Source organism: Flindersiella endophytica, assembly GCF_054779015.1.
This window is the reverse complement of the sequence record NZ_BAAGYY010000024.1, coordinates 349,194-374,929: the sequence shown is the minus strand read 5'-3', so window position 1 is coordinate 374,929 and position 25,736 is coordinate 349,194. Positions and strand designations below refer to the sequence as shown.

Below are 25,736 nucleotides of genomic sequence, written 5' to 3'. Positions count from 1 at the left end.
CCCGAGCCTAGAGCGAAATGGGTGGAATTGGGCCGCCCATTTCGCCGCTCAGTCCTCGGCGAGGGAGCAGTGCAGCCGTACCTGCTTGACGAGGACGCTGCCGTCGCCGTGCAGGTCGAGCTCACGGTGCGCGCCGTCGGGGGCCCAGCCGGTGGCCGTGAGGAAGGCGCGCATCGCGTCGTCCTGGCTGAACAACCACGTCGTCGCCCGGTTGAAGCCGTCCGCGCGGAGCGTGTCGACGCAGGCGTGCAGCAGCCGGGAGCCGTGCCCCTGCCTGGTCGCGGCCGGATCGATGTGGAACGCGGAGATCGCCCCGTCCGCCACCCGATCGGCGTCCGGATCCTCCGCGGGCCCGGTCGCCGCAAACCCGGTGACGGTGGTGCCTTGCAGCGCTACGAGCCCTCGGTTGCGGGCGTCCGGCGGCTTGGCGAGCGACTGCTTCCACTGCTCGGCGAACGCGTCCTCGTCGAGGCTCTGGAGCAGATCGGCGGGCAGGATCGAGGCGTATGCCTCGCGCCAGGCACGCATCTGCACCCGCGCGATCTCACCGGCATCCGCCGCCCACGCGACTCTCACACTCTGCTCGGCAACAGGACGAGGCTCAGTCACACGCCCATCCTGTCAGCCTCGCCGCCCGCACCAAAGCCCGGCCGACGTCACCCCAGCTCGAGCTCCAGATGCGTCCGGATCTGCTCCTCGGTGTACTCGAGCTCGCCTCGGTGGCTGACCTCGATCCGATAGATGCCCTTGCCGGCCGGCACCTCGCTGACGACGAACGAGAACGCGCAGTTCGAACCGTCCCGTTCCGCTGCGCCGAGCTCACCGATCGCCATCGTCGTGCCGTGCCTGTCCCTGACCACCACCTGCGTGCCGCTGTCGATGTCGTCGTAGCCGTCATCAGTCCAGCAACCGCCGCCGTCCGCGGAAGTCATCGCGGCCGTCGCCGCCTCGACCGTGAACGTGCCGGAAACGGTGAAGGCAGCGGGTTTCGTCGGTGACGCACTCACGGTTGGCGACGCCGTGACCGCGTGGTCGTCGGCGGCCCCGGCGCCGGCCGCGAACATGACGCCGGTGGCGCCGGCCGCGCCGATGAGCGCGGCCAGCAGATATCCGAGCAGGTGCTTCATCGGAATCACCGGACAGTCACGATCGCGCCGTCCGAGAAGGCGGAGTCGTGCAGCTCCAGCTTCTGGATCTTGGTGCCCTTGGGTACGTCGAAGACCACGATCCCGGAGAGCTTGTTGCCCGGGTTGATCTGCTCGAGCAGGGACTCGGAGTCCTCGAGGTAGATTGCCGCCTCACCGTCCGCGGAGAACTGCCGGCCTCCGGCGTCCAGCGCGTACTGGTTGTCGCCGAAGAAGGTGCCCGCCTCCTTGCCATGGTTGGCGACGGTCATGTGGACCAGGACGAACTGGCCCTGCGGCTTCGTGTTGAGGTACTCGCTGCCAATGGGTTCGGTGCTGTACTCGACCTTGGTCACCGTGAACGTGAAGTCGCCGTCGCGAACCGCCTGGTTCAACCCTGGCGCCTTCGGCTTCGCCGGCTTTGGTTTCGGCTGGACGGCCTTGGGAGTCGGCTTCGGCTTGGCCTCAGCCGGCTTGGCCTCCGGCTTGTCCGTGGCGGAGCTGGCCGGCTTCGGCCGGTCGGCTGCCGTAGTCGTCGGCTCCGGCGTGGTCTGGGTGGTCTGGGTCGCCGTCGGCTCGCTGTCCGGACTGATCAACGCGCCGAGGATGCCGAGGCCGACGAAGCCCGCGACGATCACTGCGATCACGATGAGTACGGGATGCACCTTCTGCTTCTGCGGCGGCTGCGGCGGTCGCGGCGGAACGGGGCCGCCGAACGGTGGCTGCGGACCACGCGGCGGCGGTCCCTGCCGGTAAGGCTGCGGAGGCGGATATGGCTGGCCAGACGGAAATGGCCGCCCGCCGGGCGGCATCCCGGGCCCGTTCTGTGGAGGCTGGTACTGCGGGTTCGGAGCTGTCATGGTTCCCCCTCTTCGGTCCCAAACCGGGACGCGGTGCGAGCTCCACGGTTACAGTCAGCAACCAGCGTCGCTGGGAACGAGGGGAGGCCTCAGCTCGAGGAAGCGGTGCGTTCGCGGGAACGGGTGCGGTACGTGCGGGTCTTCTGGCGGTTTCCGCACGCGCTCATCGAGCACCAGTGCTTCGAGCGATTCTTCGAGCCGTCGTAGAAGGAGTAGCGGCAGTCCTCGGCGTGGCAGAGCTTCAACCGGCGCCACCCGCCCTCGGACTGGGCGGTGATGATCGCCGCGGCCAGGCGGCCGAGGCCTCCCAGCACGCCCGACTCCGCCGGCTCCAAGCCTGGGGCGACGCCATCGAACGCGACTCGCAGCGGGAGCTCACGGCAGGCGGCGTCGAGCTCGGGTACGGGCGCCGAGATGCCGTCGTGGTGGTGTTCCATCGCGGTACGCAGGCCGCTGCGCAGCCGCAACGCCAGCGCCAGCTCGGCCGGCGTCGCCGCCTCCACTGCCGCCTCCACCGCCTCCGCCGGCGGCACCGATCCAGGCTCCGTCAGCAATCCGTAGTGCCGGAGCCACTGCGCGAGGTCGTGGCCGTTCGGCAGCGCCTCGATCGAGTTCGGCTCGTCGACGGTGTTGGTGAAGTCGCGGAGCAGCCGGGCGTACTCCGGGATCTCCTGCGTGTCCGTCACTCCCGATCACCTCTTCGAACAGTGCCCCCAGAACACCAGCGTACTGACATCACCGGTTTCACCAGGTGAGACACCGGCATAACCAGATAGCCAGTGTTGTTATGCCAGACATGACCTTCCTACTGGACAACATTGGACAAGACATCCTCCGTGACCGCATTGCCGAGGCCGAGCGCTTCCGTCGCTATCGGCAGGCCAAGCGCCTCCGCAAGCAACGACATCAATAGAGTCCCAAACTTGTGACAGCGATCTGCATCATCGGCAGGTCGCTGTCACACTTTCGCTGGTAGCCTTCGATCATGGACGCCCCGGCCGCCCAGATCACCGAGTTCGACGCGCTGATCGCCGCCGACGAGCGGATCGAGCCGCGCGATGCGATGCCTGATGCCTACCGAAAGACGCTGATCCGGCAAATCGCCCAGCACGCGCATTCGGAGATCATCGGCATGCAGCCCGAAGCCAACTGGCTGACCCGCGCACCCAGCCTTCGCCGCAAAGCGATCCTGCTCGCCAAGGTCCAGGACGAGGCGGGTCACGGCCTCTATCTCTACGCCGCCGCCGAAACGCTCGGCGTCAACCGCGACGAGTTGCTCGACCTGCTCCACACCGGCCGGCAGAAATACTCCAGCATCTTCAACTACCCCACGCTCACCTGGGCCGACATCGGCGCGATCGGCTGGCTGGTCGACGGTGCCGCGATCACCAACCAGGTCCCACTCTGCCGCTGCTCCTACGGCCCTTACGCCCGCGCGATGATCCGTATCTGCAAGGAAGAGTCGTTCCACCAGCGCCAGGGCTACGAAATCCTCTACACCCTCACCAGGGGCACAGCGAACCAGAAGGCAATGGCCCAGGACGCCCTCGACCGCTGGTGGTACCCCAGCCTCGCGATGTTCGGCCCGCCCGACGGCGAGTCCACCCACGGCGAGCAGTCCGCGAAGTGGGGCATCAAGCGCTTCAGCAACGACGAGCTCCGCCAGCGTTTCGTCGACATGACCGTGCCGCAGGCCGACGTCCTCAGCCTTCGCATTCCCGACGAAAGCCTGCGCTGGAACGAAGAACGCGGCCACTACGACTTCACCCAGCCCGACTACGACGAGCTGTTCACCGTCATCAAGGGCGGCGGCCCGTGCAACCGGCAGCGCATGGAGCGCCGCCGCCAGGCCCACGACGACGGCGCGTGGGTACGCGAGGCCGCCAACGCCTACGCCGCGAAACGCCAAGCAGGCAAGGAGTCTGCCGCATGAAAGACTGGCCGCTCTGGGAGGTCTTCGTGCGCGCGAGGCGCGGCCTGTCGCACGCCCATGTCGGCAGCCTGCACGCGCCCGACGCCGAGCTGGCCCTGCGTAACGCCCGCGACCTCTACACCCGCCGCGGCGAAGGCGTTTCGATCTGGGTCGTCCCGGCAGCGGCCATCACCGCGTCCAGTCCTGACGAGAAGGACGCGTTCTTCGACCCCGCGGCCGACAAGGTCTACCGCCATCCGACGTTCTACGACGTACCGGACGGAGTGCCTCACCTGTGAACCCGCGAGCGGACTACGCCCTCCGGCTCGGCGACGACGCGCTGATCCTCTCGCACCGCTTCGCCGAGTGGGTGACCCGCGCGCCCGCCCTGGAAGAGGATGTCGCGCTCGCCAACATCGGCCTCGACCTGCTGGGTCAGGCGCGCCAGTTCCTCACCTATGCGGGCGAAACCGACGGCAGTGGCCGCACCGAGGACGACCTGGCCTACCTCCGCGACGAACGCGAGTTCCGCAACGTCCTGCTCGTCGAGCAGGACAACGGCGACTTCGCGGTCACGATGGCCCGGCTGCTGGCGTTCTCGGCCTACCAGTACGAGCTCTACGAACGCCTCTCCGCCTCCGTCGACCAGACGCTCGCGTCGATCGCGGTCAAGGCGCTGAAAGAAGTCGCCTACCACCGCGACCACGCCAGCAGCTGGGTGCTGCGTCTCGGCGACGGTACGGACGAGAGCAACGCCCGCATGCGGGCCGGCATCGACATCATCCGTCCGTACGTCGACGAGCTGTTCGAGACCGACGAGCTGGAGCAGGGACTGGCCGCAGCAGGCGTCGCCGTCGACTGCTCGGCGCTCCGACCGGCCTGGAACGCCTACGTACAAGGCGTTCTGACGCAGGCCGGGCTGAGCTGGCCCGAGCAGCCGCCGTTCTTCGGCAGCGGCGGCCGGCGAGGCGTCCACACCGAGGCGCTCGGCTACCTCCTCGCCGAGATGCAGCACCTCGTCCGCTCCAACCCGGGTGCGACATGGTGACCGCCTACGACGTCGCCGCGTCGGTCGCCGACCCGGAGCTGCCGGTGCTCACGATCGCCGACCTCGGTGTTCTGCGCGAGGTCCGGATCGGCTCCGACGGCGTTGTGGACGTGGACATCACGCCGACCTACATCGGGTGTCCGGTGCTGGAGGCCATTCGCAGCGATGTCGAGAACGCCTTGCACGGTGCGGGTTTCGAGCAGGTCTCGGTGCACACCGTGCTCACGCCCGCCTGGTCGACGGAATGGATCTCCGAAGCGGGCTTACGCAAACTCGAGGAGTTCGGGATCGCGCCGCCCGCTCAGGGCACCTGCGTCCTGGTCACGCTCTCGGTGAAGTGCCCACGCTGCTCGTCCTTGCGGACAAAGGAGATCAGCCGGTTCGGATCGACGGCCTGCAAGGCGCTGTGGGTGTGCCAAGAATGTGGTGAGCCGTTCGACCGGTTCAAGGAACTGCGGTGAGCCGCCGCGCCGTGTTCCACCCGTTGCGGGTGGGCGAGGTCGAGCGCCTGACCGACGACTCCGTGGCCATCACGTTCGGCGTGCCGGCCGAGCTCGCCGACGACTATCGCTTCATGCCCGGCCAGCACGTCACCGTTCGCACCCCCGCGGCCGGCGACGACCTCCGCCGCAACTACTCCATCTGCTCCTCGATCGGATCCGGCCGCCTGACGATCGGCGTGAAGTACGTTCCGGGCGGCGGGTTCTCCGCGTACGCGTTGAAGAAACTCCAGCCCGGCGACGAGATCGACGTGATGACGCCGACCGGCCGGTTCTGCACCGAGCCGTCGCCGGAACGCCGCCGCCGGCTCGGCCTGGTCGCCGCCGGCAGCGGCATCACGCCGGTGCTGTCGATCCTCAGCAGCGTGCTGGAGCAGGAGCCCGGCAGCTCGGCGACGCTGCTGTACGGCAACCGCAGCTCGGCGTCGGTGATGTTCCTGGAGGAGCTGCAGGACCTCAAGGATCGGTTCCCCGCGCGATTCCAGCTCGTCAACGTACTGTCGCGGGAACGTCCCGGCATCGAGTTGCTCGCCGGCCGGATCGACGGCCCGAAGCTCGAGCGTTTCCTCGACACCCTGCTCCCGCCGGAGTCCGTCGACGAGTGGTACCTCTGCGGTCCGCACGAGATGGTCGACGAGCTGCGCGCCACGCTCCGGGCGCGAGGCGTGCCGCGCGACCACGTACACACGGAGCTGTTCCACGTCGGCCCGGTCGCCGAGCAGCCGGTCGTGGAGGCGGCCGGCGACTGCGAGCTGACCGCCGTACTCGACGGGCGCCGCTCGAACCTCCGGATGGCGCGCACCGGCCCGTCCGTCCTGGAGGCCGTGCTCGGCGCCCGGCCGGATGCTCCGTTCGCCTGCCGGGGCGGCGTTTGCGGAACGTGCCGAGCCAAGCTCGTCGACGGCAGCGTACGGATGGACCAGTGCTACGCGCTGGAGCCCGAAGAGGTACGCCGGGGCTACGTCCTGACCTGCCAGTCGCACCCCACGAGCGACCGGTTGGTCGTCGACTACGACGCCTGAGCCAGTGTCCTTTGCCCGGCCTGGGGTTACCGTGGACGGGTGAACTTCGACGTCGAAAAGGTCCGCTCGGCCTATCCCGCCTTGTCAGACGGCTACTCCTACCTCGACGGCGCCGCCGGGACGCAGACCCCGTACGCCGTGATGGACGCGATCCGCGACGCCTATGTGGCCGGAATCGGCAACCAGGGTGGAGCGTTCCCGGCCAGTGCGCGCTCGGACGCGATCGTGTCCGAAGCCCGGCAAGCGGTCGCCGACCTGGTGGGCGGTGTGCCGGACGGCGTGGTCTTCGGCCCGAACATGACGACGCTGACCTACCGCCTCGCGGGCGCGCTCGCGAAGCACTGGACGGCCGGCGACAACATCGTGCTGTCCCGTCTCGACCACGACGCCAACGTACGCCCGTGGGTGCAGGCGGCCGAGCACACCGGCGTGGCCGTGCGCTGGGCCGAGCCCGACGCCGAGACCGGCGAGCTGCCGGCGGCGCAGTACGACGGGTTGCTCGACGAGCGCAGCCGGCTGGTGGCGTTCACCGCTGCGAGCAACATCCTCGGCACCCGCCCGGACGTCGCGGCCATCACGGCCAAGGCGCACGCGGCCGGTGCGCTCGCGTACGTCGACGGCGTGCACGCGACGCCGCACTGCCCGATCGACGTCGCCGCCTATGGGGCCGACTTCTACGCCACGAGTGCGTACAAGTGGTCCGGCCCGCACATCGGCACGGTCGTCTCCGATCCCGCGACGCTCGAAAAGCTGCATCCTGACAAGCTGCTTCCGGCGCCCGACGGCGTACCAGGGCGGTTCGAGTTCGGCACGCACGCGCTCGCCGACCTGGCCGGCGTCACCGCGGCGGTCGAGCACCTGGCCGGGCTCGCCGCACCTGACTCGGCCGGGTCGCGGCGGCAACGCGTGCTTGCGTCGATGACCGCGGTCTCGGCCTACGAGCAGGAGCTGTTCCGCGAGCTCCTGGCCGGCTTGGCGAAAGTCCCCGGCGTACGGCTGTACGGCTCCGCGGCCAGCCGGACCGCGACGGCGTTCTTCACCATCGACGGCTATGCGCCCAGCGCCGTTGCCGCGTTCCTGGCCGAGCGGAAAGTGAACGTGTGGAGCGGCATCAGCTACGCCTGGGAGCCCGCCGGCGTGCTCGGCATCCGCGACTCCGGCGGCGCCGTGCGGGCCGGCCTGGTGCACTACAACAACCGGGCCGACGTCGACGCTCTCCTGGGCGCGCTCGCCGAGCTCGTGGGCTGAAGGCTTGGGACTTAAGGGCTGACCGGCTCCCGCAGCGCCTCGTCCAGGAACGACGACGCACCTGCGCCGTCGAGTCGTGCGCGCAGCTTCTCGATCGAGCGGCGGTGCGGCAGGATCTCGAACGCCAGCACCGGCCAGCCCGCGACCAGCCCGACCAGGAACGGCCAGCGGCTGTCGGCGATGAACGACATCGTGAGGCCGACGAGAATGGGCGCTTCGGTGACGGCGAAGCGGAACATCAGCTTGGACCGCCAGATGCCGACCGCCCGGCGCATCGCCTCGGGCCGGTCGGTCTGGCCCGGCAGTGTGGGGGCTGCGTAGCCAACCGACTCCGCGAGCAGGAATCCGACCACGACCAGGGCAAGCGGCACGATCGCGGTCCAGATCGGCGGCTCGTCCATGCTGGGCACGGTGAACCAGACCGCTACGCCGAGCAGGATCGGAGCCGCGAGCAGGCTGTAGATCATCGGCTGCATCGCCGTCAACGCGGACGGCCGGGGTCCAGTGTTCGGCAGGCTCATGGGCTAGAGCATAGGGGAGTGCGGGTTCAGGCGACCGGCGTCACGTCGAGTGTTGTCGTGGCGGTCCGCGACTGGCCGGCCTCGTAGGACAGCTGGGTGCCGGTCTTGGCGCGGATCGCATGCAGGCCCTGGCCCGGATGGCTGGAGTGCGGCTCGATGCCGAGGACGTAAACGCCTTTGTACCAAGGGAATCCGGGGCTGGCGTGCATTTCGTACCACAGCCAGGCCGACGGCATGGTCGCCGCGTCCCAGGACAGCCGGGCCGTCAGGCCGAGCCGGACGTTGGTGAGCGCGACGTACGGATCGCCGCCGAAGTCGAGCAGGTAGCCGAGCCGGTCGGCGGAGGCTTCCATGCCAGGGACGTCCCGCAGGTCGATCGGCTCGCCGGAACGGCCGTCGGCGTACGGCCACCTGGAGCGGGCGCCGACGGCGAGGTCACCGGCGGGCGTGTCGCGTTCGTCGTCGGCGAGGAACGTCGTGGCGTTGGTCTCGAGCCGGCAGCTGCCGCCGAGGAACGGTGCACCGAACGCGGCGTGGTGTCCCCAGGCGGCCTCGACCCACTCGCCGCCGGCGTTGCGGGTGGTCTCGGTGACCGTCAACCGCTCCCCGACGACGCGGATCCTTCGGGTGACCTCGAACGGGCTGCGTACCAGACGCGTGTGTAGCACGATCTCGCCGGAGCCGTGGGCCTCCCAGTCGTAGGGCGCGAGCCAGGCCTCGCCGTGCATGCCCCACTCGGCGCCGTGCTCGGTGACGGCGTCGCCGGCGTTGGGGAAGACGGTCTGCCAGCCGCCGGGGTACCAGTCGATGAGGTTTTCGGAGCTGTCCCCGGCGGTGCCCGCCGAGCCCTTGTGGCGCAGGCCCCACGGCGACTGCCACAGCAGTTCGACACCCGTTCGATGCCGGATCGACGTGATGTCGCCGCCCTTGCCCGGAACGACATCGACCTGGAGTTCGGGGCTGGTGAGGCGTACGACGTCCCATCCGCGATGTTGGCTGACCAATGGCTCCATCGTCCTAATAGTGCCAGTTGACAGTTACGAGGTGGCGGCCTATGTAGGGACCCATGACGACTCTTTCCCGGCGCCGGCTGCTGGCCACCGGAACCTTGACCGCCGTTGGCGGGACGCTCGCCTTGCCTGGCAGGGCTTCGGCGGGTGGGTCTCGCGGTGCTGCGCTGTCGGTGCGCGGTGGCGACGTGTCGTTCGCCTTGCAGCACGAGGCCATCGGGACGACGTACAGCTATCGTGGGCACACCATGCCGCTGGAGTGGATCCTGCGGCGCGCGGGCGCTTCGTATGTCCGGTTGCGGATCTGGACGAATCCGCCTGCTGGTTACTCCGACGCCGACTCGGCGCTGCGGTTCGCGCTGCGGGCGAAGCGGGCCGGGCTGAAGGTCCTGCTCGACCCGCACTACTCCGACTTCTGGGCCGACCCCGGCAAGCAGCCGACGCCGGCAGCGTGGGCGGACCAGGACCTGCCGACGCTGGCCTCGACGGTCTACACGTACACCCGCGACCTCGTCCGGCGGTTCGCGCGGGCCGGGGCGCCGGTCGACATGATCCAGATCGGCAATGAGGTCACGGCCGGAATGCTGTGGCCGCTGGGTCAGATCTACAAGGACTCCGGGGACGACTGGGCCGGCTTCACGACGCTGCTGAAGGCGGGGATCGCGGGTGCTCGCGCCGGCGGCCGCAATCTGCGGCAGCCGCAAATCATGGTCCATATAGATCGCGGTGGTGACAACGGCGGGACCCGGTGGTTCTACGACCATCTGCAGGCCGCCGACGTCTCGTTCGACGTGATCGGGCTGTCGTACTACCCCTTCTGGCACGGGACGATGGCCGACCTCTCGGCGAACCTGGCCGACACTGCGGAGCGTTACGGCAAGGACATCGTGGTGGTCGAGACGGCGTACCCATGGACGCTGGGTAACGGTGACGGGCTGGGCAACTTCGTGACCTCACCCGACCAGCTGGTGCCGGAGTTCCCGGCGACGCCGGCGGGCCAGGCGGCGTACTTCGAGGAGCTGCGCTCGATCTTGGCGGACGTGCCGTCCGGCCGGGGCGCGGGCTTCGTCGACTGGGAGCCGGAGTGGCTGCCGGGTGTGGGCTGGGCGCCGGGGGAGGGCAACCCGAACGACAACCTCACGATGTTCTCGTGGTCGGGGGAGGCGCTGCCGGCTGTGCGGGCGTTCCGTCCGCCGCGGTAGATCCTGGGGTCACCAGAGGCGCAGCGGCGCTGCGTCGGAGTGGGGGAGCAGGTTGCCGAGCCCGCCGGCGGCCTCGGCGAGCTGCAGCAGGATTTGGGCGGTGGCGTACGCGTCGTACCCAGCGCGATGCCGCCGCCCGTACCTGCTGGTCATGCGGATGCCGCGGGCTTCGATCAGCGCACTGAGTCCGTACGCACCGAGCGCCGGCCAGTACTTCCGCGCGAGAGCCAGCGTGTCGAGCACGTACGGCGGCTCGTAATCGGGCAGGCAGCGAGCGAGCAGCTTCCGCTCGACACCGGCGTTGTGGGCGACCAGGATCCGTCCCTTGAGGGCGTGTCCCACCTCACCGGCGACCTCCGCCCACTCCGGCGCGTCGGCGACGTCCTCGTTCGAGATCCCGTGCACCTTCTCCGTCACCATCGCGGTGATCGGCCTCGGCGGCCGCACCAGCCAGCTCCTGAAGCTCCCCACCCGCCCATCATCGACCGGCACCACGGCCAACTCCACGACGTCAGGAGGCCGCTGCCCGTTCCCTTCCACGTCGACAACAGCTACCGCCGGATGAGCGGCTCTGGTCTGGTTCACTATGCTGCCTTTCCACTAGCCACAGGATCTTGACGGCGCCCGGCTATAAGATGAATTATGGGCTCTCGTGGCGAATCCTCTCCACAAGAGGGCCACGGCGATCCTGGTAGGGACCGCCTTGGCTGTCGCAGTTGCCGTAGGCATCTGCCGCGTCGAGTTCCACCAAGCTGAGCCGATGTATGTTGCCGGTTTGAGCAAATACGACGTTCAGCCCGAGGGTGCCTAACTCGTCAGAGTTCGGTCTGAAGGCCTCATTCCGTATTCGAGCCGATGGATCCCTGTGGGGTGTGCCCCACGACACCCCACAGGGACGCACGCACTACCGCTCGCGCTCCTCTCGCCCGTCGATCCCGAGCAGGAACCGCCCGCCGGCGCGGTAGAGGCTGTCGTGCACGCCGTCGGCGAACACGAGCGCGGCGAGGTCGTTCCGTACCTTCACCAGCCGGCTTCCCGCCGCGAACCCGCTGGCGCCCACCAACGGGATCAGTTCACCGACCGCCCGGCAGGCAGCGTCCACGCCGCTGGCCTTTCCGGTGTTAGCCCACAGGCCGGCAGCCTCGTCGTCGAGAGCGGCCAGCCGGGTCGTGGCGATCGCGGCCAGCAGGCCGGCACAGATCTCCGCGTACGCACGACCCAGCAGGATGTACGCGTTGTCGCGGATCCGCCCAACCACGCCGATCCGCTGCCGGGCGGCCAGCGTCCGGGCGACGAGCGTGTGCGTACTCGCCGCGGCGCCCAGCGCGGTCGCCGTCACGAGCGGCCGGAAGCGCGCGAAGTGCCGGTGGAACAGCCTGCCCCCGCTTCCGGCCGGCCCGATCAGGTCGGTGTCGACGTTGACCTCGACCTCACGGAACGCGAGCGTCCCCCAGGTCCAGCCGGCCAGGCCGGACGGCGTGACGGCCACCCGCTCCAGGCCGGGACGTCCGGCGTCGAGCAACGCGGCTGACAGCCCGCCGTCGGGATCGCGGAAGAACACCGCGAACGCCGCCGACTCGGCCAGCCGCGACACCCAGACCTTCTCGCCGCACAGCGACCAGATGCCGTCGCCAACCCGCCTGGCCGCGGCCGTGATCTCGTTCAGCCGGGTGCCGCCGTGTCGTTCGGTCGCGGCGATGCCCACCAGCTCTCCGGCCGCGAGCCGGCGGAGCCACTCCCGGCGCCGGTCAGCCGCCGTCAGGTCGAGCGCGAGTGCGCCGTGGCCCAGTCCGGTGGCGTCCCGGAGGTCGAGATCGTGGAAGCCGCAGACGAACTGCGCCAGCGTCTGCACGACCGCCGGCCGGCCGAGCCCGCCGTCCGTACTCGGCAGGGTGAGCCGGGTGAAGCCGTCCTCGGCGAGCGCCTTGCGCGTACGCAGCAGCCACTCTCGGCGTTCCGTGCCGGCCGCGTCCGCGGTGCCGAACTGGCATGCCGAGAGCAGATCGTCGAGCCGCTCGATTCGCTTCCAGTCGATGTCGTCGAGCTCGGGCACCGCGCTACGGATCGGGCCGAGCCACCCGGAGATCGACCCGAACGCGGTCATGACGCAACCTCCATCGGATCGTCGCCGCCTACGGCGCCGAGTCGAACCCGCGCCGGCACGCCGTACGCGACCGCGTGTGGTGGCACGTCCCTCGTCACCACCGAGCCGGCGCCGACGAGCGCGTGCGCGCCGATCACCACGCCGGGCAGGAGCGTCGAGCCGGCTCCCACACTGCAGTGATCACAGAACCGCGGCGGCCGCAGCTCTTCCTCCCGTTCCGGATCGCGCCAGACCATGCGCTTGGTGTTGGTCGTCCGGACGCCGGCGCCGAGCGACACGTGGTCGCCGACGTAGGTGTCCTTGGTGATGTGCGTCTGCGGCGACATCCTTACGCTGTTGCCGATCCGTGCGCCCCGTTCGACCGTGACCGCGTGCGCGATCTGACTGTCGTCGCCGATGCGCACGTCCGTTCGCAGCAGCACATTGTGCCCGATCGTCGTGAGCTCGCCTATGACGACTCCCGCGTACAGGATGGCGCCCGCGCGGATGACCGCCCCGGCACCGATCTCGGTCGCCGTGCCGGCGCCCGGATAGTGCTTGCGGGCGGCGTAACCGCGTTCCGGCTGCCCGACGATGACGTTGTCCTCGATGCGTACGCCTTCGCCGAGTCGTACGCCGCCGTGCAGCACACTGTTCGCGCCCACGACGCAGCCCGCCCCCAGCACGATCGGGCGCAGCGTTCCGAGCCCGTCCTGCGGCGCGAACCGCGCGAACCCGCTGACCACACAGCCCGCCCCGACTTCGAGGAGACCCGCCTCGGTCAGATCCGACGCCGTGACTACATCTGGCACCGTGAAGTTCTCGCCAGCCATCTCGAACTCCTCCTCTTCATGTCCCCCGCATCTGCCGCGGTGGTACGTGTCAAGGGGACGCAACGGCTGGCTCGTTCGGATATCGAACGCCCGACCCACGCACGAGATTTGCAGCATCTGCAAACGTTCCGGCTGGTCGAATTGCCCGGCTGCCCCTGCTTTTCTCGGCTGCGCCGGAATTGTGAACGCATCGGTGCGGCGACGATCCGATATCCTTGCAGATGCGTGCGGGGTGACGCGAGGGGGTGCTCCGGATGGACTCTTCACCTTCCATTTGGTCGTCACGGCAGATGCTGGCTGCGGTCAACAAAGGCAATCGCGGCGAAGTCGTCCGACTTGCGCGGCGTGACCGCGGCTGGACCCAAACCCAACTTGGGCGAGAATGTGGATACAGTCCGTCGGTGATTTCGCGGCTCGAGACGGGTGGACAACCGCTCTCGGATATCCAGGTCCTACGGAAGCTCGCGACCGTGCTCGGAATTCCGGCGGAGTATCTCGGACTCACACCCGAAGCGCACGACACGGGAACCGGCCTCTCAATTCCTCGACCTCGAGGCGATTCCGCGACAGGTCGGTCTCCAGCTCAACTGCCGACAGACATCGCGGAATTCGTCGGCCGGGAAAACGAGCTACGACAGCTGGACGCGCTACTGATACCTCAGCGCCGCCAGCAGGCGTCGGCCGTCATGATCTCTGCCGTGTCCGGCACCGCAGGAGTCGGCAAGACCTCACTTGCCGTGCATTGGGCGCATCGCGTCGCCGATCGGTTCCCGGATGGGCAGTTGTACGTCAACCTCCGGGCATTCGAGCCGGCGGACTCCCCGATGGATCCGTCCGAGGTGATGCGTGGCTTTCTGGAGGCACTCGGAGCCGAGCCAAAAGACAACCCGATGGATCTGGATGCCCGGGCTGCTCGCTACCGCTCGTTCCTGTCCGGGAAACGGATGCTCATCGTGTTGGACAACGCTCGAGACACAGATCAGGTCAGGCCGCTCTTACCTGGAGCAGCGGGATGCCTGGTCGTCGTCACGAGTCGCAGCACGCTGAGCGGACTGGTCACGCGGGAAGGCGCACGTCCGCTGGAGCTCGGCCTGTTCACCGGCACCGAGGCGAAGCAGTTGCTGGAGCGCCGGCTCGGGCAGGAGCGCGTGGCATCCGAACCCGAAGCGGTGGATGGCATCATCGCCGCCTGTGCGAACCTGCCGTTGGCTCTTGCGGTGGTGGCTGCTCGTGCCGAGCCACATCCGGAGTTCTCTCTCACGTCCTTGGCCACCGACCTGCAAGACACCCTTGCCCGACTCGACTTTCTCAGTGTCGAGGATCCAGATACAGACCTGCGGGCGGTGTTCTCATGGTCGTACGAGCAACTGAGCGATGACGCCAAGCGGCTGTTTCGGTTATGTGGCCTGCATCCAGGTCCGGACGCCTCAGCTACGGCGATCGCTAGCTTGGCGGCGATCTCGGTCCGCAAGTCGCGAACCCTCCTGAACGAACTCACTCGCGCGCATCTCGTCGCCGAGCGAGTCCGAGGAAGATACGGATTCCACGACCTTCTGCGTACGTACGCCAGGGAACTCGTCCGGGCCAATGAGAGCATCGCCGATCGCCAGGGAACGATCCGGCGCATGGTCGACTACTACCTTCATGCGTCGCTGGCGGCAGATCGGCAGCTTCGGCCCGGCAGGGATCCGATCGTCCTGGTGGCACCTCAACATGGCGTCGTCACCGTGTCGATCGCAGGAGACGCCGAGGCGCTGGACTGGTTCGTCGCCGAGCATCAGGCGCTGCTCGGCGTTCGCGACGAGGCCGTGTCCGCAGGACTCGGGGCGCAGGTCTGGCAGTTGGCTTGGACGCTCGACACGTACCTCGACCGGCAGGGGCACTGGGACGAGTACGCGACCAGCTGGCAACTGGCCCTGGAAGCGACCCGGCGTCTAGGGGACCGGCCGGCAGAGGCTCGGGCGCGCCGCATCCTCGCGCATGCCCACCTGGCACTCGGGCGACTCGACGAGGCGTACGCACATCTCCAGCAGGCATTGGACATCCTGGACGAGCAGGGCGACCTGATCAGCCAGGCTCATACCTACGGTGAGCTAACCAGAGCGTTCGAGCGACAGAACGAGCACAGGAAGGCATTGGAGTCGATTCAGCTGGCCTTCGAGCTGTTTCGGGTCGCCGGGCATCGTCAGGGGCAGGCCAAAGCGCTGAACGACATCGGCTGGATCCGCGCGCAGATCGGTGAGTATGAGCTGGCGCTCGAATCTTGCGAGGATGCGTTGTCGCTCAATCAGGAGCTCGGTAATCGAGAGGGGGAGGCGAACGCCTGGGACAGCCTGGGATATGTCCGGCAGCACCTGGGCCATTCCGAGCAGGCGATCGACTGCTATCGCCGGGCGCTGTCGTTGTTCCTGCAGCTTGGTGACCGGCACAACCAGGCGGAGACGCTGACCCGACTGGGCGACGCCCATCTGGCCGCCGGATCGGTGCTGGCGGCACTCGGAAGTTGGCGGAATGCTCTGGAGATCCTCGACGACCTCGAGCACGCCGACCAGGCGATGGTTCGGGCCAAGCTCGCCGCAGCGAGCGCGACGGCCGCCGGGCTCGAGGAGGGTTCCATTTCGTCGCGGCCGGCCGAGGCTGACAGTCCGTGATGTGGTGAGTGCCAAGACCTACTCTCCGCTACGGAGAGCAGCAGCTCGGGGCAGCGCCTGGATGGACCCCTGCCCTGCGGATCGGTGGCGCCCCCGTTGCGTTTTCGCTCGCACCGATCCGCAGGGCAGCCCCCATCAGGCGGCCCGACGGTGCCCCGACTCCTGGGCGCCGCGCGTGAGGTACGCCGTCGCGGCGGGGCCGGGAGTGTGGCCGTCGAGCCGCCCTGGGTAGACGCGCACTCGTACCGAGGCGTTCGCGCATTGGCGGTCCGGTCGCCGCCGACCGCACACGACGACACGACCGCCGCCCGGTAGGTGCTGCGCCCGCCCGATGATCCACTGCTCGAGCAGCCCGCGCGCGATCGATCGCGGATCGCGGGTGAACTCCCGCTCGGCGTGGATCGTCGTCTGCCAATGGCCGTCGACGAGGGTGGCGAGCTCGTACGTGTAGATGCCTGTCATGCTCACGACGATCGGCCGTCGTGGCTGCTCGCCGGTTGCTGCGAGGCTGCTGCTCGGCTGCCGGGTTACCCTGGAAAAGGAATGACGCCGGGGTGGGGGTGATCCGGGGTGAGGTTCGAGGTGCTCGGACCGTTGCAAGTCTGGCGAGACACCACTCTCGTGCCCGTCAAGAGCACCACCCAGCGGCGAATTCTCGCAGCGTTGCTGACCCGCGTAGGCGGCCAGATCTCGGTTGGTGACCTGGTCGACGCGCTCTGGCCGATCGATCCTCCGTCGAATTCTGTGAAAAACACACAGTCGTACGTTGCGAAACTGAAAAGCACTTTGGGCGAATCCGCCGGTTCCGTGATCGAGTCCGGGCCTGGTGGATACCGGATTTCGGTGGATCCGAGCGATCTGGACGCCCACGAGTTCGCACAGAACATCCGGCGGGCGACGCAAGCCCACGCCGCGAACGACGATGCGACCGCGAACGTGTTGCTCAGCCGCGCATGGCGACTCTGGCGCGGCCGGCCGTACAACGATCTGCAGGACTGGCAGTTCCTGCAGCCCGAGATCGAGCGGCTCAACCAGCTGCATCTCGAGGCCCTCGAGCTCGGGATCGAACTCGGACGGCATGCCGATCTGCTGCCGGCGCTGTCGGCTTTCGTCGACGAGAACCCTTACCAGGAACGGCCGGTGGGCCTGCTGATGCGCGCGCTGCACGCGCTCGGCCGGCAGGCCGAGGCCCAGCAGGTCTACCACCGGACGAGGATCCGCCTCGCCGAGGAGCTGGGCGTCGACCCGACGAGCGAGCTGCGCCGACAGTACGAAACCCTGTTGCGCGGCGAGCCCGCAACCGCGGCACAGGATGCCGAGCGCGCGACTTCCGTCGTACTCGTCGACCGGATGCCCTGGCCACCAAAGGTTCTGCACGAACGGCAAGGCACCCTTGCCAGACTGGAAGCGCTCGGCGAACGGCAGCCGCCGGTGGTCGGCGCGATCACCGGGGCGCGCGGTGTCGGCAAGACCCAGCTCGCCGCCGCGTACGCACGTGGCCGGATCGCCGCGGGCTGGACGGTCGTGTGGGTCGACGCCAGCACGCGCGACCAGCTGGTCGCCGGATACGCCGACCTCGCCGACGTGCTCGGTTTGCGTTACCTGAAAGGCGATTTCGAGCACGCGGCCCGCCAAGCCCGGCGCTGGCTGGGCGAGCAGGCAACCCCGGCGTTGCTCGTGCTCGACGACGCGGCCGGTCTCGCCCTCGTTCGTGAATGGCTACCGCAGCCCGGCGGCGCACAGGTCGTGGTCACCAGCAACCGCCGTACGTTCGGCTGGCTCGGCGAGCTGCTCGAGCTGGACGTCTTCACGCCGGTACAGGCTCGCGAGCTGCTGACCGAGTGCACCGGCTTACGTCCGAACGGCATGGCCGTCGAGGTGGCGACGGCGGTCGGCCATCACCCGCTCGCGCTCACGCTCGCGGCCGCGGTGATCGCCGGCGAACGCCTCACCTATCGCGAGTACGTCGACCGGCTGACCGTACTGCCGACTGACGACGTACTCGGCGCGCACGAAGGCGATCCGTACCCACGCAGCATGAGCGACGCGATCTGGCTGTCGCTGGAGACAGTGGAGCGTCGCGCGCCCGGCGCCAGGGCGCTGGCCGAACTCGTCGCGGTGTTGTCGGCTTCGGGCGTCGCCCGGTCGTTGCTCACGCCGGCGAACCTGGACGAGCCGGCCCGGGCGGGTCGATCCCGCCTGCTCGGCATCCTGCTCGACGCCTCGCTGCTGACGTACCGGGAGGACGGCCAGACCATCGTCATGCATCCGTTGACGCGTCGTGTCGTCGGCGAACGGGCCGCCCGCGACGGCCGGCTCGCTGCGGCGGCAGGCGAGGCGATCGCGTTGCTGGGCAGCCAGTTTCGTTCGCTGGCCGGCCAGTGGACCCGGCAGTCGGCGAACGACGGATTCGCGCACCTCGAGACGCTGCTCGGCCTGGTGGGCCCGGCGAACCTGGCGCGCGAGCAGGTGAGCGAGCTGCTGGCGTTGTGTACGGAGGCGATCGAGCAGGTCCACCACAGCTACGACGCGATCCGGCTGCACGCGTTCAGCCGCACTGTGCTCGCGCAGCAGGAGCGCGTACTCGGCATGGACAATCCGGCGACGATCCGGTCGCGGGCGAACCTCGGACGGGACTATCGAATGCGGGGCAGGGTCAACGACGCGGTGGCTCTGCTCCAAAGAACCCTTGCGGAGCAGGAGAAAGTCCTCGGACCGGAGCACGCGGACACGCTGCGGACGCGGTACGACCTGGCCGCCACCCACCTGACCGCCGGGCACGCCGAGCGCGCGATCGCCCTGCTCCAGCAGACGATTGCGGCGCAGGAACGCGTCTACGGCGACGACCATCCGGGCTTGCTGATCGCGCGGAAGCGGCTGGCGTTGGCCAACCGGAGCCTGGGACGTCTGGAGGTGGCCGTGGAGTCGTACGAGGCGTTGATCCCCGGCATGGAGAGGGTCCTGGGTGCCGAGCATCTGCAGACGTTGCGGGCGCGCAGCGAGCTGGGGTGCGTACACCGCGCCGCCGGGCGGGTGCCCGAGGCGATCGAGGTTTTCGAACGCGCACTGGCCGACGTCCGGCGCGTACTCGGCCCTGACCATTCGGAGGCGATGCACGAACGCGACCGGTTGGCCGGTGCCTGCCGGGCGGCGGGGCGGGTGCCCGAGGCGGTCGCGCTCTTCTCGCAGACGCTGGCCGACTGGGAGCGGCTGCTGGAGGAGGACCATCAGTGGACGCTGATGGCTCGGAACAACCTGGCGTGCGCGCTCGCTTCTGCGGGGCGGCTCGACGAGGCGGAGGCACTGTTTTCGCGGACAGTGGCCGGTTACGAGCGGACCCAGGGAGCTCAGGGCGTGCGGCGGCCGCGGGGATTGAACGTGCGCAACAACCTGGGCTGCGTGCTGTGGCTGGCCTCCTCCGCCGACCGGTACCGGGACTCGGCGGTCGGGTTGCTGGAGGCTGCGCTGGCCGGACGAGAGCGGCTGCTGGGACCAGACCACCCGGACACGGCCACGTCCCGGCACAACCTCGCCGTCGCACGCGGCGAGCTGACCAGCGGCGACGGACCACACTGGCTGCGGAACGGGTTCGCCTACACCTCCGGCCACAGCGTCGACGAGACGATCCGCCTGTGATCCGTGCGTGCTTGCCGGCCGGACGGTTGACGATTGTCGGCTTCCGAACCGCCGGCGGGGTGCGCGCTCAGCTGAGCCGGAGGCGGGTGCGGAGGCGGTGCCACAGCGAGCGCGGCAGCGCCCGGGCGAGCAGCCGTCGTTGCCAGGAGGCGGTGGCCCAGACTGCCGAGCGCACGACGTTGGCCGAGGCGCGGACGTCCGGGACGTTGGCGGGGTCCGGCGCATAGCGGCAGCGTTCGACCGCTGACACCAGGCGGCGGAGCTCGGCGGCCAGCTGGGCTGACGGGTCGGACAGTTTGGAGAGGACTCGCGCGCTCGTCGTGCGGGGAGTTTCGGCCTCGTCCCAGCCGAGGCCGAGGTCGCGGTGGACGTCGGCGAGTTCGTCCCAGGCGGCCTCCGCCGAACGTGGAGGACTGCCTCGGGCCAGCCGCCGGCGGCGGAGGCCGGAGCGCACCAGGCCCGGCGTCGCGAGTACGAGGAGGATGCCCAGGCCGCCGAGTACGGGGAGCAGGAAGTCCAGCCGCGGCAGGAAACCGCCGCCCGACGAGTCGGTGGGCGCCGCGGTCTCGCTCTCGGTCGGGGTGGGTTCGGTCGGCGCTGTGGTCGCGCTCGCGCTCGGCGTGGGCGTCGGCTCATCGGTGGGGACGGCGGTCTGCTCGGTCTCCGGCACCGTCCACAGCGGCTCGAACGGCACGCGCGCCGACGGTGTGGGTTCGAAGCGGACCCAGCCCGCGCCGCTGAAGTACAGCTCCGGCCACGCGTGCGCGTCCTGCGCCGAGACGACCCGCCGGTCGTTGCCGACCTCGTCGCCGGACAGGTAACCCACGGCCACCCGCGCCGGGATGCCCTGCTGCCGCGCCATGATCGCCATCGTCGCGGCGAACTGCTCGCAGTAGCCGCTGCGGTCGCTGAGGAAGTCGAGCAGCGCGGAGTCGCTGTGCCCCTGCACCCTGTCGAGGGAGTAGGTGAACTCCGCACGGAAGAACGTCTGCAACGCCACCGCCCGGTCGTACGCCGATTCGGCCTTCGCGTCGCGGATCGCCCGGTCGGCCGTCTCCTTGACCTCGTTCGGGATGCCGTCGGGCAGCCGGGTGTAACGCTCGCGGATGTTGTCGGGCGGCGCGGCCGCGCCCTTCAGCTGAGTCGCCGTGAAGTCGGTGGTGATGCCGTCGACCTGGTACGCGACTCCGGCGCTCTCGCCGTCGCGCACCACGATGTCGTGCGTCTCGTCGGTATAGCCGACCTCCGCCGTCGAGCGCACGGCGCTGGACGGATAGGGCGCCGGCAGCCACTTCGACCGCAGGTTCTTCTCGATCTGGAAGGCGTAGTGCTGCCGCTCCGCCTTGTCGGCCTCGAGGCCCGGCGGAGCGGGCAGTGCGCCGCCGTTGCCGACGTCGCGTACCGGCTGGTTGGACGCCTCCCAGCTCTCGCCGTCGAAGTCGTCGAGCACGACCATCCGGAGGTACTCCGGGTCGGGCCCGGTAGTGGTGTACGACATGACCGGCACGTCGTACGGCCGGATCAGGTTGCGCTTGAGGTCGAGCATCGGGTTGGAGACCTGGATCGTCGTGGCGCCCGTGCCGAAGTTGCTGCTGCTTTGCTGCAGGAACGACATCGGCTGCAGTGTGGGCAGCACCGCGGGCACCACCACCGCGATGCCGATCACCGTCGCGCCGACCAGGCGGCCGGTCCGGCGAGCCGGCGAGATCGAGCCGACCGGCGTCAGGTCGCCGAGGCCGCGGCCCCAGCGTGTGAGCCGCTCGCGGCCCTCGCTGGTGAGCAGGATCACATAGCCGGCGGCCGCGGGAATGAACGTCAAGGCCGAGACCACGCCAGGCACCGCGACCGCGGGGATGGTGTAGAGCATCAGCAACGGCAGACCGGCCCACGGCACCTGCCGGAACGTCGCGGCCAGCGCGTCGACAGCGATCGCCGTCAGCCCGATGGCGAGCGCGGTGATCAGGATGAGGTCCGCGTCGAACGGCATCGGCGCCGACTGGCGGACGATCAGCTCGGCGCCACCGACCAGGCGCTGGGCGAGGAACTCGAACGCGTCACCGCTCGGCAGCAGTCCACCGATCAGGTCGTCGCGCGCGCCGACCAGCAGGAACGCCCACACCAGCCCGGCCAGCTGGGCGAGTGGGATCAGCGGCTGCGGTGTGCCGAGTTGCCGGAGCCCGAGGCCGATGGCCACGACGAACGCGACCGTGACCGCGCCGCCGGCGAACCAGGCGGCGCCTTCGTACGCGGGTAAGAGCGCGAACGACGACAGGCACACCGCCAACGCTCCCGCTCCGGCGATCGCGATCGTGGAGCTGACGGACCTGGCTGCCGGCACTGCTCACCACCCACCCTTGTCGGGACGCCGAACCCGTTCTCTTCGACCCTAGACACGCACGGCAAGCTCCGGACGTTTACCAGCGGTCCGGAAAAGCTTGCTGGGAGACGGTGAAAACTGCGCGAAAGCGGGGTGGCCGAGGCCGGCGTACTGCTCGGCTGTGGGGCGCTGGTCCTGCCACGCCGCGGTCAGCCAGGCGTAGTGCCGCTCGGCCAGTGCCTGGGCCTCGGCGCCGCCGACCGGCTCGCCTTCGGCGCTGGCCCGGCCGAATCCGGCGGCGATGTCGTCGTGCTCACGCGCGAACGCCGGCTGCTCGTCGGCGGAAAGCGCTTGCCACCACTGGTTGCCGCGGTCGTAGGCCGCTTCACCCCAGCGCTCGACCACCTCGTCGCGGTAGCGGGTGTGGTCGAAGCCGGCGAGAGACTCCTGCGCCATCAGGGGTTCACCTCCTTCCAATCTGCGAAGGGTCGTACGAACCGGCTCGATCTGCCGGTCGATCCGGTCACGCTCACGCAGCAGCATCGGCAGGTGGCCGCGTAATGCGGCTACCGCATCCTGCTGCCCATGCAGAACCTTGGCGATCTCAGGTAGCCCGAGCCCGAGCTCCCGCAACAGCAGGATCCGCTGCAGCCGGACGAGTGCGGCCTCGTCGTAGTAGCGATAGCCGTTGCCGCCGATCCGGTTCGGTGACAGCAGCCCGATCGCGTCGTAGTGACGCAACGTGCGGCTGGTCGTGCCCGTCCAGCGGGCGATGTCCTGGATCGACCACTCCCGCACCGCTGTCACCACCTTCGTGTTCGTACGCCCTGGTCAACGGGACGCAGCCACGCTAAAGGTTGACACGACGTCAAGGTCGAACCGAATTCCGAGCGCCGGCCTTGGCGCCCGCACCGTCGATCAGGAGCGCGAGGCCGTCGAGATGCCGGGCCAGTCCGTACTCGAACAGCTCGTCCAGGTCGAGCGCGGCGTCGGCGGACACGGTGCCGAGCGCGGGGAATCGTTCGACCAGATCGGCGGAGGGGTCCTCGTTGGCCGTCCACCACTGGTCGATCGTGAGGCCGGTCTCGAGTCCGGCGTCTATCTCCGCGGCATTGGTCAGCGCGACCGTCACGACGTAGGCGGACAGCGTGATCGCCTCCTGCAGCATCACCACCGGTGACAGCCCGATGCCGTCGATCGCCTGCAGCATCCAGCCGGTGTGGGCGATCGCGTTTGGCATCATCATCGGCCGGGTGAACGAGATCACGCGGGGTAGCCACAGGTGCCGCTGGTAGAGCTCCCAGTGCAGCCGGGAGGCGAGCTCGAGCTTGGCCCGCCACCCGTCCGGGCCCGGCTCGGGAAGCAGGTGCCGGCCGAACACGTCGTCGGCCATCTGCTTGACCAGGTCGTCCTTGCCCTCGACGTAGCGGTAGAGCGACATCGGGCCGGTGTCGAGCTCCGTGGCCAGCCGGCGCATCGACAGCGCCTCCAGGCCCTCGGCGTCGGCGATCGAGATCGCGGTGGCCAGAACCTGCTCCTGGTTGAGAGGCGGCTTCCGCATCGTGCCGGGCCAGGAATTTGCGGCTACCGCACGACGCGTGGCCTGCCGATTGGCGCGGGCGCTGACCACGGTGCCCGCACCGACCCGCGCCTCGACGAGACCCTCGTCGCGCAGGGTGGCCATCGCCCGGGTGGCGGTGGCGATCGCCACGCCGTGATCGCCGGCGAGCTGCCGGATCGACGGCACGCGGTCGCCGGGACGCAGCTCGCCGGAGGCGATCCGTTCGCGGATCACGGCGACGATGCGCTGGTACGGAGAGTCGGCTGACATGCCGCCAAGTGTACTAGTTCAATGCCGCAGTGTTCTAGTTCGTCACCAGGGTTGTCCCTGAGCTTATCCCTGCAATTGAACGCAGATGATGGCCACAGGTGTGCGCATCGAAATACGTTGTACGCATGACGAGTACGGCGTACCAAACGACGCACGTGCCGGCCGTTCTGACTGACGCGTTCCAGGACGATCCGGTGATCGCCTGGCTGTTCCCGGATCCGGCGGACCGCCGGAACCTCCAGCCGCTCTACTACACGGCCCTGCTCCGGCAACCCACCGCGGAGGCCTACCTGACCGGCGACCCCGGCGACGCCGCCGGCGCGGCGGTCTGGCTCGACCTCGGCCAGGGCCAAACACCGTTCGACCAACCGCCGCCGGGCACAGGACCGGATCCGCTCGCAGCGTTCGGCCGGAACGCCGGACGTCTGGTCACGCTCGGCGGTCTCCTCGCTGAACGGCACCCGCACGACCAGGCACATCTCTACCTGGCCTGCATCGGCGTGCGTCCCGCCCGCCGAGGTACCGGCCTCGGCTCCGCGCTGCTCCGCCAGCGCCTGAACCGCGCCGACGGCGAAGCCAAGCCGGCCTACCTGGAAGCCAGCTCCGCCCGCAGCCGCGAGCTCTACCTGCGGCACGGCTTCGCAGACCTCGGCACCCCGATCCAGCTGCCCGACGCCGGCCCCACGCTGTGGCCGATGTGGCGGGACCCAGCCCAGTTGGCCGACCGAAACCCACACAAGAACGACGCAGAGTAAAGGAGCGCACCATGACCACGCATAGTGAAATCCTGGCCGGCGGCAAGGACGCGTTCATGACCGTCCGCAACCTCACCCTGGCCGGCAGCCAGCAGGAGATCGGCCGCGTCCTCGCCGAGGAGGCCGCCGAGCGTTACGGCTGGCGTCCGATCCCGGCGAGCCCGGAGCTGAGCAGGGCCCGGCGCACCTGGTTCGAACGCCACTGGCCACAGCACCACGCCCGGATGGCCGGCGCCGCCGCAGCAGTCGGCGTCGACCTCGACGACGACCGCGTGCACCTCGACGCGCTGGCCGGCCTGCCGGACGGTTCCGGCTGCTCGGCCACGTGGTACGCCCCGTCGGCGACCACGGAGGGCCACGGCTTGCTCGGCCGCAACTACGACTTCTTCACCGTCGGTATGCGCAACCTGTTCGCCTTGCTCGAAGGCTCCGAGCCCGGCGGGTACGAGCCACCGATGGCCTCCCGCCCGTACGTCGTCACCACCCGCCCCGATGGCGACCCGGCGACGACCGTCATCACGATGAACGAGCTCGACGGCTGCACGGAAGGCATCAACGAGCACGGCCTCGCCGTCGTGATGTTGCTCGCCGACGCAGAGTCCGCCGGCGCTCCCGTCGAGGCCGGTCCGCAGGTCGGCGTCAGCTCACTGCAGCTCCCGCTGTACGTGCTCGACACCTGCGGGAACGTGCAGGAGGCCAAGCAGGCGCTGCTCGGCGCCAAGCAGTACGACCTCGGCATTCCACTGCACTACCTGTTCGCCGACCGCTCCGGCCGGGCGTTCGTCTGGGAGCGCGGCGCCGGCGGAGTGGAGCACATCGTGGATGCGGACGGCGAGTCGCTCTGCGTCACCAACCACTTCCTGCACCTGCCGGCCGACCAGGACAAGCAGGCCAAAGACACCGCGGAAACCACCATGCTGACCTACCAGCGGCACCGGCGTCTGACCGATCGGGCCAAGGCCGGCCCGACGTCGGCCGCCGGCGTACGCGAGACGCTCGACGACGTACGGTTCGACGCGAGCCGGGCCGGCGGGTTTCCGCTCCGCACGTTGTGGCGCACGGTCTTCGACCTGGACGAGTGCACGATGTCGGCGCACTTCTATCTCGGCGACGACGCCGACGGCGGGCTGGTCTACAGCCCGGAGACCACGTTCAGCCCGCTGACGCGCTGACCCGGGCGAGG

The 25,736-nt window shown here is 69.3% G+C and carries 24 protein-coding genes; 11 read left to right on the top strand and 13 right to left on the bottom strand.

All coding sequences use genetic code 11. The features are described from left to right. Window positions 1-48: 48 nt before the first annotated feature. The 4 genes from ACYVF6_RS29580 to ACYVF6_RS29565 all read right to left on the bottom strand — a co-directional run bounded on the left by ACYVF6_RS29580 (window position 49) and on the right by ACYVF6_RS29565 (window position 2,670). Entirely contained in the window at window positions 49-609 is a 561-nt protein-coding gene (locus ACYVF6_RS29580) for a GNAT family N-acetyltransferase (protein ID WP_460525892.1), read from the bottom strand. Window positions 610-656: 47 nt separating this feature from the next. Continuing rightward, entirely contained in the window at window positions 657-1,127 is a 471-nt protein-coding gene (locus ACYVF6_RS29575) for a hypothetical protein (RefSeq protein WP_460525891.1), read from the bottom strand. Between the two features lie 5 nt (window positions 1,128-1,132). Further along, the gene (locus tag ACYVF6_RS29570) at window positions 1,133-1,789 is read right to left on the bottom strand and encodes a DUF4352 domain-containing protein (protein WP_460525889.1); all 657 of its coding nucleotides are present in this window, start codon (window positions 1,787-1,789) and stop codon (window positions 1,133-1,135) included. Between the two features lie 284 nt (window positions 1,790-2,073). Further along, complete coding sequence (locus ACYVF6_RS29565) at window positions 2,074-2,670, bottom strand: CGNR zinc finger domain-containing protein (RefSeq protein WP_460525887.1); 597 nt, start codon at window positions 2,668-2,670, stop codon at window positions 2,074-2,076. Between the two features lie 299 nt (window positions 2,671-2,969). Between ACYVF6_RS29565 and paaA the strand changes: the two genes are divergently transcribed. The 6 genes from paaA to ACYVF6_RS29535 are packed head-to-tail and all read left to right on the top strand — an operon-like array spanning window position 2,970 to window position 7,714. Then, window positions 2,970-3,917: a 1,2-phenylacetyl-CoA epoxidase subunit PaaA gene (gene paaA / locus ACYVF6_RS29560; protein WP_460525886.1), complete on the top strand. Its 948-nt coding sequence runs from the start codon at window positions 2,970-2,972 to the stop codon at window positions 3,915-3,917. Next, window positions 3,914-4,195, top strand: a complete 282-nt coding sequence (paaB, locus tag ACYVF6_RS29555) for a 1,2-phenylacetyl-CoA epoxidase subunit PaaB (RefSeq protein WP_460525884.1) — start codon at window positions 3,914-3,916, stop codon at window positions 4,193-4,195. Before paaA ends, paaB begins: the two co-directional genes overlap by 4 nt. Continuing rightward, window positions 4,192-4,944, top strand: a complete 753-nt coding sequence (gene paaC, locus ACYVF6_RS29550) for a 1,2-phenylacetyl-CoA epoxidase subunit PaaC (RefSeq protein WP_460525883.1) — start codon at window positions 4,192-4,194, stop codon at window positions 4,942-4,944. The genes paaB and paaC overlap by 4 nt, the downstream gene beginning before the upstream one ends. Next, the gene (paaD, locus tag ACYVF6_RS29545; RefSeq protein ID WP_460525882.1) at window positions 4,938-5,405 is read left to right on the top strand and encodes a PaaD family protein; all 468 of its coding nucleotides are present in this window, start codon (window positions 4,938-4,940) and stop codon (window positions 5,403-5,405) included. The genes paaC and paaD overlap by 7 nt, the downstream gene beginning before the upstream one ends. Beyond that, window positions 5,402-6,466 (top strand): 1,2-phenylacetyl-CoA epoxidase subunit PaaE, encoded by a 1,065-nt coding sequence (gene paaE, locus ACYVF6_RS29540; RefSeq protein ID WP_460525881.1) that lies wholly within the window; start codon window positions 5,402-5,404, stop codon window positions 6,464-6,466. The genes paaD and paaE overlap by 4 nt, the downstream gene beginning before the upstream one ends. Window positions 6,467-6,505: 39 nt before the next feature. After that, entirely contained in the window at window positions 6,506-7,714 is a 1,209-nt protein-coding gene (locus tag ACYVF6_RS29535) for a PLP-dependent aminotransferase family protein (RefSeq protein WP_460525880.1), read from the top strand. Between the two features lie 11 nt (window positions 7,715-7,725). On the opposite strand, the gene ACYVF6_RS29530 is transcribed toward ACYVF6_RS29535, so the two are convergent. Continuing rightward, a complete protein-coding gene (locus tag ACYVF6_RS29530; protein WP_460525879.1) occupies window positions 7,726-8,235 on the bottom strand; it encodes a hypothetical protein in 510 nt (169 codons plus the stop codon). 26 nt (window positions 8,236-8,261) lie between these two features. Beyond that, window positions 8,262-9,248, bottom strand: a complete 987-nt coding sequence (locus ACYVF6_RS29525) for an aldose 1-epimerase (protein WP_460525878.1) — start codon at window positions 9,246-9,248, stop codon at window positions 8,262-8,264. 53 nt (window positions 9,249-9,301) lie between these two features. Between ACYVF6_RS29525 and ACYVF6_RS29520 the strand changes: the two genes are divergently transcribed. Continuing rightward, window positions 9,302-10,447, top strand: a complete 1,146-nt coding sequence (locus ACYVF6_RS29520) for a glycoside hydrolase family 53 protein (protein ID WP_460525877.1) — start codon at window positions 9,302-9,304, stop codon at window positions 10,445-10,447. Between the two features lie 9 nt (window positions 10,448-10,456). Here the strand turns inward: ACYVF6_RS29520 and ACYVF6_RS29515 are convergent, their stop codons facing one another. From ACYVF6_RS29515 to ACYVF6_RS29505, 3 genes are all read right to left on the bottom strand, one after another. Next, a complete protein-coding gene (locus tag ACYVF6_RS29515) occupies window positions 10,457-10,987 on the bottom strand; it encodes a 3'-5' exonuclease (RefSeq protein WP_460526589.1) in 531 nt (176 codons plus the stop codon). Between the two features lie 364 nt (window positions 10,988-11,351). Next, window positions 11,352-12,551, bottom strand: coding sequence for an acyl-CoA dehydrogenase family protein (locus ACYVF6_RS29510; RefSeq protein WP_460525876.1), 1,200 nt, complete (start codon window positions 12,549-12,551; stop codon window positions 11,352-11,354). Then, window positions 12,548-13,363 carry an acyltransferase gene (locus ACYVF6_RS29505; protein ID WP_460525875.1) on the bottom strand — a complete coding sequence of 272 codons (816 nt, stop codon included), beginning with the start codon at window positions 13,361-13,363 and terminating at the stop codon, window positions 12,548-12,550. The genes ACYVF6_RS29510 and ACYVF6_RS29505 overlap by 4 nt, the downstream gene beginning before the upstream one ends. A gap of 254 nt (window positions 13,364-13,617) precedes the next feature. Here ACYVF6_RS29505 and ACYVF6_RS29500 point away from each other — a divergent pair, with 254 nt between their 5' ends. Then, a complete protein-coding gene (locus ACYVF6_RS29500) occupies window positions 13,618-16,014 on the top strand; it encodes a tetratricopeptide repeat protein (RefSeq protein WP_460525874.1) in 2,397 nt (798 codons plus the stop codon). Window positions 16,015-16,149: 135 nt separating this feature from the next. On the opposite strand, the gene ACYVF6_RS29495 is transcribed toward ACYVF6_RS29500, so the two are convergent. Continuing rightward, window positions 16,150-16,476 carry a hypothetical protein gene (locus ACYVF6_RS29495; protein ID WP_460525873.1) on the bottom strand — a complete coding sequence of 109 codons (327 nt, stop codon included), beginning with the start codon at window positions 16,474-16,476 and terminating at the stop codon, window positions 16,150-16,152. A gap of 381 nt (window positions 16,477-16,857) precedes the next feature. On the opposite strand from ACYVF6_RS29495, the gene fxsT reads away from it, so the two are divergent. After that, window positions 16,858-19,650 (top strand): FxSxx-COOH system tetratricopeptide repeat protein, encoded by a 2,793-nt coding sequence (gene fxsT / locus ACYVF6_RS29490; protein ID WP_460525872.1) that lies wholly within the window; start codon window positions 16,858-16,860, stop codon window positions 19,648-19,650. 67 nt (window positions 19,651-19,717) lie between these two features. Here the strand turns inward: fxsT and ACYVF6_RS29485 are convergent, their stop codons facing one another. From ACYVF6_RS29485 to ACYVF6_RS29475, 3 genes are read right to left on the bottom strand one after another with little or no spacing between them, the layout of a single operon-like run. Next, window positions 19,718-21,988, bottom strand: coding sequence for a transglutaminase TgpA family protein (locus ACYVF6_RS29485; protein ID WP_460525870.1), 2,271 nt, complete (start codon window positions 21,986-21,988; stop codon window positions 19,718-19,720). 48 nt (window positions 21,989-22,036) lie between these two features. Then, on the bottom strand, window positions 22,037-22,777 hold the full coding sequence (locus tag ACYVF6_RS29480; RefSeq protein WP_460525869.1) for a MerR family transcriptional regulator: 741 nt from the start codon (window positions 22,775-22,777) through the stop codon (window positions 22,037-22,039). 58 nt (window positions 22,778-22,835) lie between these two features. After that, complete coding sequence (locus tag ACYVF6_RS29475) at window positions 22,836-23,798, bottom strand: GntR family transcriptional regulator (RefSeq protein WP_460525868.1); 963 nt, start codon at window positions 23,796-23,798, stop codon at window positions 22,836-22,838. A 125-nt stretch (window positions 23,799-23,923) separates the two neighbouring features. On the opposite strand from ACYVF6_RS29475, the gene ACYVF6_RS29470 reads away from it, so the two are divergent. Both ACYVF6_RS29470 and ACYVF6_RS29465 read left to right on the top strand, forming a co-directional pair. After that, the gene (locus ACYVF6_RS29470; protein WP_460525867.1) at window positions 23,924-24,553 is read left to right on the top strand and encodes a GNAT family N-acetyltransferase; all 630 of its coding nucleotides are present in this window, start codon (window positions 23,924-23,926) and stop codon (window positions 24,551-24,553) included. A gap of 11 nt (window positions 24,554-24,564) precedes the next feature. Further along, the gene (locus ACYVF6_RS29465) at window positions 24,565-25,725 is read left to right on the top strand and encodes a C45 family autoproteolytic acyltransferase/hydolase (protein ID WP_460525866.1); all 1,161 of its coding nucleotides are present in this window, start codon (window positions 24,565-24,567) and stop codon (window positions 25,723-25,725) included. Window positions 25,726-25,736 lie beyond the last annotated feature (11 nt).